General features: G+C 71.3%; 15 protein-coding genes and 1 riboswitch. Of the genes, 4 read left to right on the top strand and 11 right to left on the bottom strand.

Going from position 1 to position 14,982, the window contains the following annotated elements:
- Positions 1-23: 23 nt before the first annotated feature.
- The 3 genes from FPZ12_RS22435 to FPZ12_RS22425 are packed head-to-tail and all read right to left on the bottom strand — an operon-like array spanning position 24 to position 2,395.
- Positions 24-1,139: a DUF6346 domain-containing protein gene (locus FPZ12_RS22435; protein WP_144747464.1), complete on the bottom strand. Its 1,116-nt coding sequence runs from the start codon at positions 1,137-1,139 to the stop codon at positions 24-26.
- On the bottom strand, positions 1,129-1,512 hold the full coding sequence (locus tag FPZ12_RS22430; protein WP_144747465.1) for a VOC family protein: 384 nt from the start codon (positions 1,510-1,512) through the stop codon (positions 1,129-1,131). Before FPZ12_RS22430 ends, FPZ12_RS22435 begins: the two co-directional genes overlap by 11 nt.
- 22 nt (positions 1,513-1,534) lie before the next feature.
- On the bottom strand, positions 1,535-2,395 hold the full coding sequence (locus FPZ12_RS22425) for an EamA family transporter (RefSeq protein WP_144747466.1): 861 nt from the start codon (positions 2,393-2,395) through the stop codon (positions 1,535-1,537).
- Positions 2,396-2,700: 305 nt separating this feature from the next.
- Here FPZ12_RS22425 and rpsT point away from each other — a divergent pair, with 305 nt between their 5' ends.
- Positions 2,701-2,961 (top strand): 30S ribosomal protein S20, encoded by a 261-nt coding sequence (gene rpsT, locus FPZ12_RS22420; RefSeq protein WP_144747467.1) that lies wholly within the window; start codon positions 2,701-2,703, stop codon positions 2,959-2,961.
- Positions 2,962-3,866: 905 nt separating this feature from the next.
- On the opposite strand, the gene holA is transcribed toward rpsT, so the two are convergent.
- Positions 3,867-4,877, bottom strand: a complete 1,011-nt coding sequence (gene holA, locus FPZ12_RS22415; RefSeq protein ID WP_166462864.1) for a DNA polymerase III subunit delta — start codon at positions 4,875-4,877, stop codon at positions 3,867-3,869.
- A gap of 79 nt (positions 4,878-4,956) precedes the next feature.
- Positions 4,957-5,089: riboswitch (SAM riboswitch) on the top strand.
- Positions 5,090-5,101: 12 nt separating this feature from the next.
- Here holA and thrC point away from each other — a divergent pair.
- A complete protein-coding gene (gene thrC, locus FPZ12_RS22410; protein WP_144747469.1) occupies positions 5,102-6,364 on the top strand; it encodes a threonine synthase in 1,263 nt (420 codons plus the stop codon).
- A gap of 121 nt (positions 6,365-6,485) precedes the next feature.
- Here thrC and FPZ12_RS22405 read toward each other — a convergent pair whose 3' ends face one another.
- From FPZ12_RS22405 to FPZ12_RS22375, 7 genes are all read right to left on the bottom strand, one after another.
- A complete protein-coding gene (locus FPZ12_RS22405) occupies positions 6,486-8,852 on the bottom strand; it encodes a ComEC/Rec2 family competence protein (protein WP_144747470.1) in 2,367 nt (788 codons plus the stop codon).
- A 211-nt stretch (positions 8,853-9,063) separates the two neighbouring features.
- Positions 9,064-9,822 carry a ComEA family DNA-binding protein gene (locus tag FPZ12_RS22400; RefSeq protein WP_144747471.1) on the bottom strand — a complete coding sequence of 253 codons (759 nt, stop codon included), beginning with the start codon at positions 9,820-9,822 and terminating at the stop codon, positions 9,064-9,066.
- 241 nt (positions 9,823-10,063) lie between these two features.
- The gene (locus FPZ12_RS22395; RefSeq protein WP_144747472.1) at positions 10,064-10,921 is read right to left on the bottom strand and encodes a DegV family protein; all 858 of its coding nucleotides are present in this window, start codon (positions 10,919-10,921) and stop codon (positions 10,064-10,066) included.
- A 10-nt stretch (positions 10,922-10,931) separates the two neighbouring features.
- On the bottom strand, positions 10,932-11,669 hold the full coding sequence (gene octT / locus FPZ12_RS22390; protein ID WP_144747473.1) for a diglucosylglycerate octanoyltransferase: 738 nt from the start codon (positions 11,667-11,669) through the stop codon (positions 10,932-10,934).
- Positions 11,666-12,277: a histidine phosphatase family protein gene (locus FPZ12_RS22385; RefSeq protein WP_144747474.1), complete on the bottom strand. Its 612-nt coding sequence runs from the start codon at positions 12,275-12,277 to the stop codon at positions 11,666-11,668. The genes octT and FPZ12_RS22385 overlap by 4 nt, the downstream gene beginning before the upstream one ends.
- Positions 12,274-12,654 (bottom strand): ribosome silencing factor, encoded by a 381-nt coding sequence (rsfS, locus tag FPZ12_RS22380; RefSeq protein WP_144747475.1) that lies wholly within the window; start codon positions 12,652-12,654, stop codon positions 12,274-12,276. The genes FPZ12_RS22385 and rsfS overlap by 4 nt, the downstream gene beginning before the upstream one ends.
- Positions 12,655-12,664: 10 nt before the next feature.
- Positions 12,665-13,327 (bottom strand): TetR/AcrR family transcriptional regulator, encoded by a 663-nt coding sequence (locus tag FPZ12_RS22375; protein ID WP_144747476.1) that lies wholly within the window; start codon positions 13,325-13,327, stop codon positions 12,665-12,667.
- 45 nt (positions 13,328-13,372) lie between these two features.
- On the opposite strand from FPZ12_RS22375, the gene FPZ12_RS22370 reads away from it, so the two are divergent.
- On the top strand, positions 13,373-14,245 hold the full coding sequence (locus tag FPZ12_RS22370) for an ABC transporter ATP-binding protein (RefSeq protein WP_243769972.1): 873 nt from the start codon (positions 13,373-13,375) through the stop codon (positions 14,243-14,245).
- Positions 14,238-14,981: an ABC transporter permease gene (locus FPZ12_RS22365; RefSeq protein ID WP_144747477.1), complete on the top strand. Its 744-nt coding sequence runs from the start codon at positions 14,238-14,240 to the stop codon at positions 14,979-14,981. Before FPZ12_RS22370 ends, FPZ12_RS22365 begins: the two co-directional genes overlap by 8 nt.
- The last annotated feature ends 1 nt before the right edge of the window (position 14,982 follow it).

The raw sequence follows: 14,982 nt of genomic DNA, 5'->3' as shown, positions 1-14,982 counted from the left end.
CGATCTCCTCTCCGTGATGCCCGCTACGACGACGCAGTGCCCGATTTGGTTCCTTGCGCCTCTAAGTCCGTTCCGAGCAAGCGTAAAAGCCGGTGTCGCGGGCTTTCGCGGGTGGCCAGCCAGATGAGCACGAGCAGCGCCAGGAGCACGGTGTCGGTGAAGCAGGCGAGCCAGACCGCAACCGGTCCGGTCGCGACGGTCGCGGCGCGGACGACGGCCCATACGGTCAGGCCGAGCAGCACCAGGCCGATGACCACGCTATTCGGGCGGTACCGGCGTTCCCGCCGCTCGAGCCCGCGGCGCATCTCTTTGGCCGAGGAATTCCTTGCCAGGTAAGGAAGACCGTGACGGGCGATCCGGGCAGCGTCGTCGCGCGCGCTGTGGGCCATCGCATACAGCAGCAGCGCCGCGATCGCGCCGAGGATCACCGCGGCCGTCGCCGGAAGGTCGATTAGCTGGGCATCCCCGATCTGCGGCCAAGGGGAAACGAAGTGGATCTCGCGCGGGGCGCCGAAGCGCGGAATCGCCGACAACGACACGAGCACCGCGGCCAGCACACACCACGCGGCGAGCAGCCTGAACCGCACGACGATCCTCGGGACCGGCGCGGCGGCGCGATCGGCGTCGGTGAGGGGCCAGTCGCGTTGCGTCCGGGCGGCGGCTTTCCGTTGCTGCGCAACGCGAGTGTGCTCGGGGGCAGGCTTCGGCTCGCTGTTCGGCCGGACTGCGCGATACGTGGTGTAGAGCGCGCCGACAGCGGCGACCAGGGCTAAGAGCCCGGTTACGAGGACCGCAGGCAGGCGGATCACGGACGGCCAGGCGACGTCGTTGCGGCCGACGTCGCCGCCGTCCGCGTAGACGGGTACGTCGAGCTCGCCCGGCGTCAGGTGCCCGGCGGGGAAGACGAGCTGCTCGGTTTTCCCGTCCGCCCATTCGACATCCGCCGTGCATCGGTACGCGGTGCCCACGCCGTACTGGCTGACCGGCCCGTACTCGTCGCAGGAAGCGACGGTCGCGACGCCGAGCCTGTCGACGTCCGGACCGCCGCCATGCGTGAGCCGGGAGACGGTGGCGAACAGCAGGAGGGTGAGCACGAGGGCCGCCCACCACGCGACGGCCCGGACGAGGTCACTGCGCACGCACGTCCGTCCTCAATGGATGGTCGGCAGGGATCTCCACGAGCACGATCCGCAGGCCGTCGGGGTCGGAGATCCAGGCCTCCCGGAGCCCCCACGGCTCCAGGCGCGGCTCGCGGTCCGGCGTGACGCCGTGCGTGGCCAACTCGGCGACCGCCTCGGCCAGGTCGCGGACCTGCATCCAGAGCGCCAGGCCCTCGCCCTGCACGCCGGCCTCCCCGTGCGCGGCGATCTCGAGGAACCCCTGGCCGAGGAAGAACACGGTGCCGCCGGGGTAGGTCCGGTAGACCGCCAGGCCCAGCACGTCCCGGTAGAACGCCGTCGACTTCTCCGCATCGGCGGGCCGCACCAGGACCCGGCTGCTCAACACCTGCATGAGGCCATACCTACCCTGCGCTTCAAGATGCGGCAATCGCGGCGATTCCGGCGAGCACGACAAGGGAGCCCGCGATCCGGCGGCCGGGGTTCGCCTCGCCCAGCAGCTTCCACGCCGCGAGCCCGCCCAGCACGATGCTGACCTCGCGCGCCGGGGCGACGAGGCTCACGGGTGCCATCCGCATGGCGTAGAGCACCAGCAGGTAGGCGACCGGGGAGAAGATGCCCACGATCACCACCTCGCGCCAGTGCCCGCGCCAGATCTCGGCGACGTCGCCGCGGCGCCGCGCGGCGGGGGCGAGGAACGCGGACTGCAGCACCGTGCCGAGGGTGAAGTAGACCAGCGGCGGCACGGCGAGCGCGTTGACGGAGTGGTCGTCCCAGATCGTGTAGGCCGCGATGGTGGCACCGGTGAGGAGCCCCCACACCACGCCCGCCCGGCGCGCCGCGCGGTCCTGCGAACCCTTTCCGCTGCTGATCACCAGCACCCCGCCGACGACGAGCACGGCCCCGGCCAGCCCGGCGAGGCCGGGCCGTTCCCCGAGGAAGAGGACGGCGACGCACACGGAGATCAGCGGGCCGCTGCCCCGGGCGAGCGGGTAGACGACGGACAGGTCGCCGACCTGGTAACCCCGTTGCAGGACAACGGAGTAGAGCACGTGGAAGACGGCCGTCAGCACCGCCGCAAGCAGCCAGGTCCACTGTGGACGGACGGGGTCGATCAGCAGGGAGACGGCGCACACCGGCACGCACACGACGGCGCCCACGGTGTAGTAGAGGAAAGCGAAGGCGCTGCCGCCGTCCGGAACGCGCTTGGCGGCGAAGTTCCAGCCGGCGTGCACGAAGGCGGCGACGAGGACAAGGGACAGGGCGGTGCCGTTCACGGAGCCTTTCCGGCCTTTCGCGGGCGCGAAAGGTCCAGGCCCCTCTAGGCTTTTGTCCCGATCAGGTGTACCGGTGGGATCCCGCTCCCCCGGCCGGTGCCGCTCGGACCGGACTCGCCGCCCCTGGTTGTGGGTCCGGTGGGCGGGACGGCGACGGAACCCTAGGCACTACGAGGGTGACCTTACCCCGGCTGGTAATCTTATCGACCGTTGCCGTGTGGCATTCCGCCAGGGAGGAAACCCGGGGTTCCGGGGCCAGCAGAACGCGGTGACGGAATAAAGCCGGAAGATCAAGGAGCGCCCGCGTGGCCAACATCAAGTCCCAGATCAAGCGCATCACCACCAACGAGAAGGCTCGCCAGCGCAACCAGGCGATCAAGTCCTCGGTGAAGACCGCCATCCGCAAGTTCCGCGAGGCCGCCGACTCCGGCGACAAGGCGAAGGCCATCGAGCTGCAGCAGGAAGCCGCGAAGAAGCTCGACAAGGCCGCGTCCAAGGGTGTCATCCACGCGAACCAGGCCGCGAACAAGAAGTCCGCGATGGCCAAGCGGGCCAACTCGCTCTGACCTCCGATTCGACGGCTTGAGCAGCCGGCTCGCTTGAGCAGGTGGCTCCAACGCCTGACGCTTTCGCACGAAGGCCCGCCGCACCCGCGGCGGGCCTTCGTCGCGTTCGGGTGGGTGTTGCGGTCGGGCATTGGCCCGCTCGGGTCGGTGGGAGGGGTTGCCTCTTGGGGCGGCGCTGCGTCTGGCGGTGAGCCGCTCGCGCTGGTTGGAGGGATCGCCTCCCGGGGTGGTGCTGCGGTCGGGCACTGGCCCGCCCGCGCCCGTCGGAGAGGTCGCCTCCCGGGGCGGTTCGCGAAGTCCGCCGCTCGCCCCCCTCAGGCTGGTGGAGGGGCTACCTCTCGGGGCGGTGTTGCGGTCCGGCGGTGAGCCGCTCGCGCTGGTCGGAGCGGGTCGCCTCCCGGGGCGGTTGTGGGGTTCGGTGCTGGGCCGCGTCCGCGCTGACTGGAGGGGGCGCCTCTCGCGGCGGTTGTGAGGTCCGGCGGTGGCCCGCTCGCGCTGACTGGAGGGGGCGCCCCTCGCGGCGGTTGTGAGGTCCGGCGGTGGCCCGCTCGCGCTGACTGGAGGGGGCGCCTCCCGGGGCGGTTGTGGGGTCCGGCGCTGACCCCGCTCGGGTTGGCTGGTGGGGTTGCCCCTCGAGGCGGTCGTGCGGTCCGGCGCTGGCCCGCTCGGGGTGGTTGTGCCGGGGTTGCCTCCCGGGGCGGTGGGACGGGGTTGCCTCCCGCGGCCGGTCTGCGGGGGGCGCCGGGCTCCGCCAGGTGGTCCTCGCGGGGCGATCCGCCGGGCAGTGCTCCCGGCGCACCTCACAGAGCAGCTCGCCCGGAGCTGCCCGCTGGCCAGCCCGCCAGCGCACCTCCCCGGCGCGAATCTGCCGTCGCTCAGGTCAACCGCCGCGGCGCGGGCTCGGCTCAGCGGAGTTCGCGGGCGGTGGCGAGGTCGAGAATGGCCTTCTCCAGTGCGTAGGACGGGTCTGCCGCGGCACCCTTGACCTCGGCGTTCACCCTGGCCACCACGGCCATCGCCTTGTTCAGGCCCGCCGCGTTCCAGCCGCGCGCCTGCCCCTGCGCCTTCCGGATCTTCCACGGCGGCATACCCAGCTCACCCGCCATCTGGTTCGGGTTGCCCCGCCCCGCCGCGGAGACCCTCGCGATGGTGCGCACCGCGTCGGCGAGCGCGTCGGCAACCAGCACGTGCGGGACGCCGATCTGCTCGGCCCACCGCATCGCTTCGAGCGCGGCCGCCCTGTCCCCCGAGACAGCCTGCTCGGCGACCGCGAACCCGGTCACGTCGGCCCGGCCCCGGTGATACCGGCGGACGGCCTGCTCGTCGACCTTGCCCCCGGCGTCGGCGACGAGCTGCGCCGAGGCCGAGGCCAGCTCACGCAGGTCGGAGCCGACCGCGTCGATCAGCGCGCCGACCGCGCTGGGGTCGATCTTCCCGCCGGCCTGCCGGATCTCGTTGCGTACGAACGCTTCCCGCTCGGCGGGCTTCGTGATCTTCGGGCATTCGGTGATCTGCGCCCCGGCCTTCTTCAACGCCGCGGGCAGCGCCTTCGCGGCCTTGCTGCGGCCACCCCCGGTGTGCACGACGACCAGCACCACACCCTCGGCAGGCTGTTTGGCGTAGGACAGCACCGCGTCGGAAAGCTCCTGCGAGATGTCCTGCGCTGCTTCGAGCACGATCACGCGCCCCTCGCTGAACAGCGACGGGCTGACGAGCTCGGCCAGCGCGGGAGCGGTGAGTTCCGACACCTTCGTCCGGGTGAGCTCGGCGGCCGGGTCGGCCTGGCGCGCCGAGTCGAGCGCCGCGCGTACGGCTCGCTCGACGAGCAGCTCCTCCTCGCCGAGAACGAGCTGCAGCGGCGCCGTGGTGGTGGAAGCTGTCACCCCCCGATCCTCCCACGGTGACGAATGCCGCATGGGCATGGCGTGAGCCGATCCGCGTGACGTATCTTTGTTACCGACGCATTGCACCCCGTGTAAGCGGACAACCGAATACAGCTCATCCAGAGGGGCAGAGGGAACGGCCCGATGAAGCCCCGGCAACCGGCGTCAGCCTGTCATCTCGATTCCGCGAGGTAGCTGACGACCACGGTGCCAATTCCGGCCCGCGTCAGCGGGACAGATGAGGAAAGGACCTCGCGATGACTGCAGCCCTCAACTCTTCCACGAAGCGCGCGCTGGACCTCGGCCCCGCCGTCGAGCTGATCTCCAAGGAAGAGGGCCACCGCCAGCCGCTGGCGCCCGAGTTCGTCTCCGCCGAGGACTTCTCCCCGCTCGAGGTCGCCTACGACTTCGGCCGCATCCGCCGGGAGGACATCGAGGCGGGCCCGAACAACATCTGGCGCTACAAGAAGCTCCTGCCCGTGCCCTCGAACGTCGAGGAGATCCCCAACACCGAGCCCGGCTGTACCAGGCTGGTGAAGGCCGACCGGCTCGCCAAGGCTCTCGGCGTGAAGAACCTGTGGGTCAAGGACGACACCGGCAACCCCACCCACTCGTTCAAGGACCGCGTGGTCGCCGTCGCGCTGGCCGCCGCCCGCGAGTTCGGTTTCGACACCCTCGCCTGCCCCTCGACCGGCAACCTGGCCAACGCCGTGGCCGCCGCGGCCGCCCGCGCCGGCTGGCAGTCGGTGGTGCTGATCCCGTCCAGCCTCGAGCGCGCCAAGGTGCTGACCACCGCCGTGTACGACGGCAACCTCATCGCGGTCGACGGCAACTACGACGACGTCAACCGGCTGGCCACCCAGCTCGCGGCCGAGAACGAGACGTGGGCGTTCGTGAACGTCAACGTCCGGCCGTACTACTCCGAGGGCTCGAAGACCCTCGCCTTCGAGGTCGCCGAGCAGCTCGGCTGGCGGTTGCCGGAACAGATCGTCGTCCCGATCGCCTCGGGTTCGCAGCTGACCAAGGTGGACAAGGGCTTCCGCGAGTTCGGCCAGCTCGGCCTGGTCGAGGAGACCCCATACAAGGTCTTCGGCGCGCAGGCCACCGGGTGCTCGCCGGTATCCACCGCCTTCCGCAACGGCCACGACGTGGTGCAGCCGGTCAAGCCGGACACGATCGCCCGCTCGCTGGCGATCGGCAACCCGGCCGACGGCCCCTACGTGCTCGACACGGTCGGCCGCACCGGCGGCGCGATCGAGGACGTGTCCGACGAAGAGGTCGTCGAGGGCATCCGGCTGCTGGCCCGCACCGAGGGCATCTTCACCGAGACCGCCGGCGGCGTCACCGTGGCCACCGCGAAGAAGCTGATCGAGACCGGCAAGCTCGACCCGGAGGCCGAGACAGTCCTGCTCATCACCGGTGACGGCCTCAAGACGCTGGACGCCATCGAAGGCCGGGTCGGCCCGAAGGCCACCGTTCCGCCGTCGGCCGACGCGGTCCGCAAGGCTCTCGAAAGCTGAGCATCAGTCCGTTCGCAGCACTCCTTTCTCGTTCCACGCCGTGCTTGTGCCGACCCGGGCGCGGCCGAAGCCACCCAATGGTTCCGGCCGCACCCGAGTCGCCTGAGCGCGCGGCCAGGCCTCACTTTCCTCGTCGCACCATCGCAGGCTCTCCGTTGTCCGGGATGACGGCTACGTCGCCATCGGTGTCCGTGCGCGCGACGAGCGCACCGCCTGCCGCGATCGTGTCCACAGTGGACTTGCTCGGGTGCCCGTAGGGATTGCCCGCGCCGACGCTGATCATCGCCAGCTTCTCCCCCACCGCCGCCAGGAACGGCGGCAGCGAGTACCTCGACCCGTGGTGTGGCACTTTCAGTACGTCCGCACGCACATCGACGCCATCCGCGAGCAGATCCCCTTGCGCGAGCAGCTCGACGTCACCGGTGAGCAGCACCCGGCCCGCCGGAGTGGTGGCCCGAAGCACGAGCGACGTGTTGTTGATTTCCGTGCCGTCGGCGGCGTTCTCGTCAGGATCCAGGTTGATGTATCGCGGTCCGAGCACCTCCAAGGTCAGGCCCGGCCAATCCAGGCGCGTGCCGAGTTCCAGTTCCACCAGCGGGACGCCGTGGCGCGCCGCCACCTCCGCCACCTGACGCCAGGCCCAGCCGGGCAACCGGCCCGGCCCGACCGCGACCGCACCGATCGACCGCCCGTCGAAGACCGAGTCGAGGCCTCCGATGTGATCGGCGTGCAGATGGCTGAGCACCACCAGCGGGAGCCGGTCGATGCCGAGCCTCGCCAGGCATTCGTCGGCAGGCCCCGGTTCCGGCCCGGTGTCCACGAGCACGGCACGCCCGGCTTCCGCGAGAGGCAGGACTTCGGCATCGCCCTGTCCTACGTCGCACGCCACGAACGCCCAGCCCGCCGGGGGCCAGCCCGGCGCGATCACCTTCGCGGGCACGACGACCAACAGGACGCAAACCAGCAACAGCGCCAACCAGATCCGCAGCCTTGGCCGCCGTACCGCGAGCGCGAGTACGGCCACGACCACCAACGCCAGCACGCCGCCCCACCAGCCACTCGGCCAGGGCACGACCGCACCCGGAACCCGGGCCGCGTGCCGGGCCACGAGCAACAACCATTCGGCCTCCGGGCCCGCCGCGTGTGCCGTTAGCCGCGCTGCCGCCGGCCAGAACGTCGCCAGCACCGCCGTGACCACACCGAGCACCGTGGCCGGAGCCACGACCGGCGCAGCGAGCACGTTGGCCGCGATGGAGACGACGCTGACCGTGCCCGCCATCCCCGCGATGACCGGTGCGGTCACCACGAACGCCGCGAGCGGGACCGCCAACCCTTCCGCGAAGCCGGGCGGAATTCCGCGCCTCGTCATCGCCCGCGCCCACTGCGGCGCGAGCAACACCAGACCGGCCGTTGCCAGTACCGACAACGCGAAGCCGAAGTTCACGGCCATCGCCGGGTCGTACGCCACCAGTACGCACACCGCCGTCGCCAAGGCCGGTAACACGGATCGCTGCCGCCCCAAGGCAAGCGCGAGCAGACCCACGGCACCCATGGCACCGGCTCGCAGCACGCTCGGCTCGCCGCCGGTGAGGACGACGAACCCGATCAGCGACAGACCCGCCACCGAAGCGGACATTCGTGGTCCGACCCGGAAAACCCGCAGGAGCAACAAAACCGCACCGGCCACCACGGCGAGGTTGCTGCCGCTGACAGCCATCAGGTGGGACAGGCCGGCATCGGTGAACTCGCGCTGGACCTGTTCGGACACTCCGCTCGTGTCGCCCACGACCAGCCCGGGCAACAACCCGGCCGCATCGGAGGACAGGACCGAGGAAGCGTCACGAAGCGCAGCCCGGACCGACTCCGCCGCACGCTGCCACCACGGCGCCTCACCGGGATCGACCGGCGGCCCTCGCACGTACACAGCGCTGACCGTGAGATCCGCACCCCGGGCGGGCGCGAGCGAGCCCTTCGCCGTGACTTCCTGACCGGGCAGCACTTTCGCCCACTGCGGGAAGGGCGCGAGCAGGACCACGCGGCCCGCCGAGGCGACCGGACGTCCGGCAGACTCACCGCGCAGGACCGTCGCCGCGATGACGACCGTGCGCGTGCCCGCCTGCTGAGCGGCATAACCGGCCGAGTGCACCGGCCTCGGCCGCTCGTCCACAGTGACCCGCAACGTCACCGGAGCACCACGGGCAGCCAAGGCGCGCAACGGATCCTGTTCCGCCCCCAGCAGGCGCGCTGCCAGCGGACCGCCGAGAAGCAACCCGGCGACGAGCAACGCGGCCGCGCCGGCGAACCACCGAGGCTTCACTTTTCGCCAGCGCCAAAGCAGCCCTGACGCCAGTAGAACAGCGACCACCGCCGCGGCCAGCGCGGCCCACCACCCCAGCAGAAGCCCCAGCAAGACACCGAGCCACAACGTGAGCGCGGCCGGGACGAGCCGGAAATCCTGCCGTGGCCCCGTTTCCCACTCGCCGATCATGACGCCGCCTCACCACGAGAAGCGCCGGACTCCGCCGGACACGGCGATCGATCGGGAACCCGCGGCCCAGCAACGAGCGGCCGATCGCGGTGCATTCGTTCGCCGCATCGGCCGGACGACACAGCGCCGAAGCAGCACCCATCGTCGCGGCCCGAAGGAAATCCCGCTGACACACAACGGAAGCCGACTATCGAAAACGCGAGGAGCGCGCTCACGAAACCGTCACCTCGTCACGAAGCTTGGCGAACCGCGTGGCGCCGATTCCGTCAACCTCTTGAAGCTGGTCGACGGCGGCGAAGGACCCATGCTGGGTGCGCCAGTCGATGATGCGCTTCGCCGTCACCGCGCCGACACCGGGCAAGGCATCGAGCTGCTCTGCCGAAGCGGTGTTCAAATCAAGCTTTCCGGCCGGCGCAGCGGGATCCCCCGAGCCAACCGGACCGGAGGCCTGCGCGGCCACGGGCGGCGGGGCCGGGATGCCCACATAGAGCTGCTCGCCGTCGGTGAGCTTGCGGGCGAGGTTCAGCGAGGTGACATCCGTGCCGTCGAGCGGGCCTCCGGCTGCGCTTAGGGCGTCCGCGACACGGGCACCGCCGGGCACACTGACCAGCCCCGGCTTGCGCACCTTGCCGACCACGCTGACGACCAGCGAGCTGTCCGCGACCTTGGACGGCGCCCCGGCGACCGCCGCGGGTTTGTCCCGCGCGGCCGGGAGCACCGGCGCGCGTTCGACGGGTGGACTGCCGCCCAGCACGAGGACCGAGCCGACGACGAGGACGACCACCGCGACGAGAGCCGCGACTATCGCGGTAACCCTGCGGCGGAGCGGGCTTCGGGCGAGCGCGGCGGGCACCCAGCGCTCGACGAGCCTTCCGGCGGACGGCGGTTCGCGCTGACCGGCGAGCGCCTGGCCCGCGAGCTGCTCGAGACGGGTACGTGCCGGGACTTCGGGGATGGTTTGTTCGAACACGTTTTCGACGCTACGAGGAGCGGCACGGGTGAGGAAAGGGGGAATCGGGTCGGCTGTGGACAAGTGGGGGTGTGTGGACAAGTCGCCGTGAGGCACCGGGCAACCCGGGAACCGGCGCGGTCATGACTGGCGATTTGTGTTGCGAGCAAAGGAAAAGCCACGTAACGCCAACCCGCGAAACCGTGCGGGAACGAAGTTTCCGAGCGCCACCGAAAGAACAATTCCGGCGGCGAAAGGAAAATCAGCCCGAGAAGTCCGGCTTCCGCTGCACGACCACGCCGACGACCCCGGGCCCGGTATGCGCGCCGATCACCGCGCCCAGTTCCGAAACGAGGCAGCCACCGGACACCGTCAGCCGCTCTTCGAGAGAGTTCGCCAGCTGTGCCGCGCGCTCGGGCGAGGCCAGGTGGTGCACGGCGACCTCCACCGGCTCCTCCTTCGCCGACGCGCCGGCCAGTTCGACCATCCGGGCTATCGCGCGGTTCATCGTGCGGACCTTCTCCAGTGGCCCGATCCGCCCGTCGTCGATGTGCAGCAACGGTTTCACCGCCAGCGCCGTGCCCAGCAGCGCGGCGGCCGCCCCGATCCGCCCGCCCCGCCGGAGGTATTCGAGCGTCTCGACCACGAAGAAAGTCTTGGACGAACCCGCCGCCGACACGGCGGCGCGCTCCACGTCCTCCGGGGCGGCTCCCCCGCTGGCCGCCTGCGCCGCGTGCAGCACCGCGAAGCCCAGGCCCATCGCCGTGGTGCGGGAATCGACCACGCGCACGATGTCCGGTCCGACCTCCTGCGCGGCCAGCACCGCGGACTCCCAGGTGCCCGAGATTTCGCTCGAAAGATGAACCGAGACGACGGAATCCGCGCCCGCGTCCAGCGCCTCGCGGAACGCGGCGGCGAACTCCCCCGGCGTCGGCCGGGACGTGGTGACGATGCGCCGCTGGCCGAGCGCCTCGGCGAGCGCCACCGGGCCGACATCCACGCCGTCGAGCGCCGTGGCGCCGTCGATGAGTACGTGCAGCGGGACGACCCGGACGGCGAACCGCTCGGCGAAGCCCTCCGGGAGATGGGCGGTGGAGTCGGTGATGACGGCGACCGGCACGCCAGCCAGCCTACGGGGCGTCCGGCGGATCGTCCGGGGCCAGCAGTGGTCCGATCAGCGCGGCCATCGCCTTGCCGACGGACTCGTGCCCCTCCCAGCCCCAGTGCATACCGTCGGGATTTCCCCGTCCGGCGAGCACGTGCTCGCCCACCACGGCCGACAGATCGAGCACCGGCACTTTCACCCGCTCGGCCCAGGACTCGATCCCCGCCGTGGTGGCGGCGCGCGCCGTGTGCACGCCGCCGTACGACGCGGCGCGGTGCACGCTCGGCAGAATGCCGATGATCGGCACCTCCGGCCGCAGGACCCGCAACGCCTCCACCGAATCGTCGAGGTAGCGCACGGTCAGCTTCGGCGGCAGCACCGTGGGCCGGCCGCGCATCGCCACCGCGAGCCGGGGCTGCGCAGCCTGATAAGCCTTGCGCGCCACGCGTCGCAGCCCGTCGGGACGCAGGTACCGCAAACCGGTGCGCAGATACGTCGGCAGCGGCGACGGCAGCGTGTCCATGCTGCCGACGGCCAGCACGATCGCGTCGACGTGGTGGAGGTCGGCCCACACCCGCGGGTCGCCGGTCAGTGCCCACCACGCGTCGCGGGCGGTCCAGCCGATGCCCGCCACGAGATCCGCCGTGCCGCCGAGTTCGGCCGCCGCGACGTTCGGCCACAGCCGGGGTTCGTCGGCGGCGCAAGGGCCTTCGGGGCCGTGGAAGCTCAGCGAGTCGCCCAGGACGAGCAGCCTCGGGCTCACCCCGGCATGCCCGCGTTGTAGGCGTTCAGCCGCCACGCGCCGTCTCGCCGGGTCAGCTCCACCCAGTGGCAGTTGCGGATTCCGCCCAGCTGCGGCCAGGCCGCCACCGGCAGCGCGAGCAGCTGGGCCGTCAGCGCGGTGATCAGCCCGCCGTGCGCGGCCAGCAGCACCGTCTCCGTGGGTTCGTTGGAGGCGGTCTGGTCGTCGACCACTCCGGCGGCCCGCTCGGCCACCTCCACGCGCGACTCGCCGCCGGGCGGGGCCCACGTCGCGTCGGTGCGCCAGCGGTCCCGCTCGCCCGGGTAGTCGGCGTCCACCTCGGCGCCCGTCTTGCCCTGCCACTCGCCGAGATGCGTTTCCCGCAAGCGTTTGTCGATGCGCAGCGGCACGCCGATCGCCTCGGTCAGCACCGTCGCGGTGTCCGTGGCCCGGCGCAGATCGGACGCGATGACGAGATCCGGCTCGAACCGGGCCAGCGCCGGCACGGCGAACCGCGCCTGGTTCCAGCCGACCTCGGTGAGCGCCGAGTCGAGATGCCCCTGCATCCGCCCCGCGGCGTTGTAGTCGGTTTCCCCGTGCCGCCACAGCACGAGGCGGTCCAGACTCACCTGGCTTCCTCGCCGCCGTCGAGCTCCGGGACGGCTATCCGCGGGCAGTCCTTCCACAGCCTTTCCAGGCCGTAGAACGAACGCTCCTCGTCGTGCTGGACGTGCACCACGACGTCGACGTAGTCCAGCAGCACCCAGCGGCCCTCGCGGGCGCCCTCACGGCGCACCGGTTTGTGCCCAGCCACGCGCAGCTTTTCCTCGACGCTGTCCACGATGGCGCCCACCTGGCGCTCGTTCGGGGCGGAGGCGATGACGAAGGCATCGGTGATGACGAGCTGATCGGAGACGTCCAGCACCACGACGTCGGTGGCCTTCTTGTCGGCCGCCGCGTGCGCGGCCACGCTGGCCATCTCACGGGCCTCGGACGTCGCTGCCACTCCTGCTCCCTCACGGATAGGCGTCGTTCGGTTCGTCGAGGGTACCTGGCGCCCCCGCCGCCCGGGCTACGACGGCTTGGATCATCGCCTCGAGATCGTCGAGGTCGGCCTCGAATTCCGCGTCCCAGTCGACTTCGGTTTCCAGCGTCCCGGCGATCGCCTCGTGCCCGGGAAGCGCTTGCCCGGACGCCTCGTCACGACGGCCGCGCGGGTTGTGCGCCTGGAACCGGCCGCCGGTTTCGGAGACCGCGAACCCGATGACGAAGGTGCTCACCAGGCGTTCGAGCCGGGCGATCTCCGCCGGGGGCACCCCGAGGGCGAGCAGGGCCTGGTAGATCCGGTCGACCGCGCCGACCGCCTCCGCGGTGACCGCCGAGCGGTCGAACAACAGCGTGGCCGCCCACGGATGGCCGAGGACGAGCTTGCGCGTGGCGTGAGCGAAATCTCGCAGATAACGCGCGCCGCCCGTGGGTTCACCGGCGGGCGGCAGCCCCGCGAGCAGCCTGCCGACCATCGCGTCGCGCAGCCCGCTCTTGCCGCCGATGTGCGGGTACAGCGCCATCGGCGTGACGCCGACCCGTTGCGCGACCGCGCGCATGGACACCGCGTCGAGCCCGTGTTCGTCGGCGAGGGCGACCGCCGCGTCCAGAATCTCTTCCCGCCTGTCAGCCACGGGTATACAGTGTAGAGTACTCTACAGTGTAGATCAACTTCGGAGGTGGCTGTGCTCCAGGTCGAAGGGCTCCGCAAGCGGTACGGCGGGCGGCTCGCGCTCGACGGTTTCGACCTCACCGTCGAGCCGGGGGAAATCGCCGGCCTGATCGGCCACAACGGCGCGGGCAAAACGACCTTCGTCGAAGTGGTGACCGGCCTCGTCCGGCCGGACTCCGGGCTCGTCCTCGTCGGCGGGCGCTCCGCCGGGCGGGCCGCGCGTGCCAAGATCGGTTACGCGCCACAGGAACTGGCGCTATACCCGAGCCTGACCGTGAGAGAGAACATGCGGCTCTTCGCCGCGCTCGCCGGAGCCGGGAAACGGGCGATTACGGACCTGGCCGCGCAACTGCAGCTGTCCGACTGCCTCGACACGCCGACGGGCCTGCTCTCCGGCGGGCAGCGAAGGCGTACGCAGGCGGCCACGGCGATGATCGGCGACCCTCCCCTGCTCCTGCTCGACGAGCCGACCGCGGGCGCCGATCCGCAGACCCGCGGCGCGTTGCTCGACGCCGTCCGTGCCCGCGCGGAGGCCGGGGCCGCGGTCGTCTACACCACTCACTACCTGCCGGAACTCGTGGACCTCGACGCCACGCTCGCCGTCGCGCGCGCCGGCCGCGTCGTCGCGCGCGGCACCCGTCACGAGCTCACCCGCGACCTGCCCGGCGAGCTGCGCGTCGCGTTCGACGGACCACGGGAACTGCCCGCCCCGCTGCGCGAACGGGCGCGCACGGTCGACGGCGAATTCCGGATCACCACCGCCGACGCGCCGGCCGACCTCGGCTCACTGCTGGCCGCCGGGCTGATGCCGGTCACGGTCGACGTGCGCCGGCCCGATCTGGACGACCTCTACCGGAGCCTGGAGACCGTCGATGCCTGAGGTGACCGCCCTGATCCGGCACAACGCCACGCTTCTGGTGCGCGAGCCGGGGCCGTTGCTGTCCCGGATGATCCTGCCGCTCGCGTTCCTGCTCGCCCTGCGCCCGCTCTACACCGCCGCGCAGGGCACCATCGGCGGCACCACGCAGGCCGTACTCGGCGCGCTGATCACCTTCTCGCTGCTGGCCATGAGCATCGTCGGCGCCTCGATGCTCAACGAACGGGTCTGGCACACCTGGAACAGGTTGCGCGCCACAACGCTGCGGCCCGCGCAAATCCTTGCCGGGAAAGGGATTCCGGCCCTCGGCGCGTTGCTCGCTCAACAGGCCGTAGTGCTCGTTTTCGGAGTGCTGGTGCTCGGCATGCGAGTGGCATCCCCTGCCCTGCTGGTGATTTCCCTGCTGGCGTGGACCTTGCTCCTGCTCGCGCTCGGCGCGACGCTCGGCGTGTTCGCCGGAAGCTATGGGGCGCTGTCGGCGAGTTACGACGTCGGCGGGCTCGTGCTCAGCAGCCTGGGCGGGGCGCTGGTGCCGATCAGCGCGATGCCCGGCTGGCTCGCCACGATCGCCCCCGTTTCGCCCGGATACTGGGCTGTCACGGCATTGCGCGGCGCGACGACAGGCGACGCGGCAGCCGCTTGGCGCGGCTCCGCCGTGCTGCTCGCCTTCGCCGCCGCAGCGGCGTTGCTCGCGGGCTGGCGGATCAGCCGCGGCTGGGGACGTTCCGCGAAGCTGTAGC

It is taken from the genome of Amycolatopsis acidicola, from assembly GCF_007713735.2.
Classification (GTDB): domain Bacteria; phylum Actinomycetota; class Actinomycetes; order Mycobacteriales; family Pseudonocardiaceae; genus Amycolatopsis_E; species Amycolatopsis_E acidicola.
This window is presented reverse-complemented; position numbering and strand designations above follow the sequence as displayed.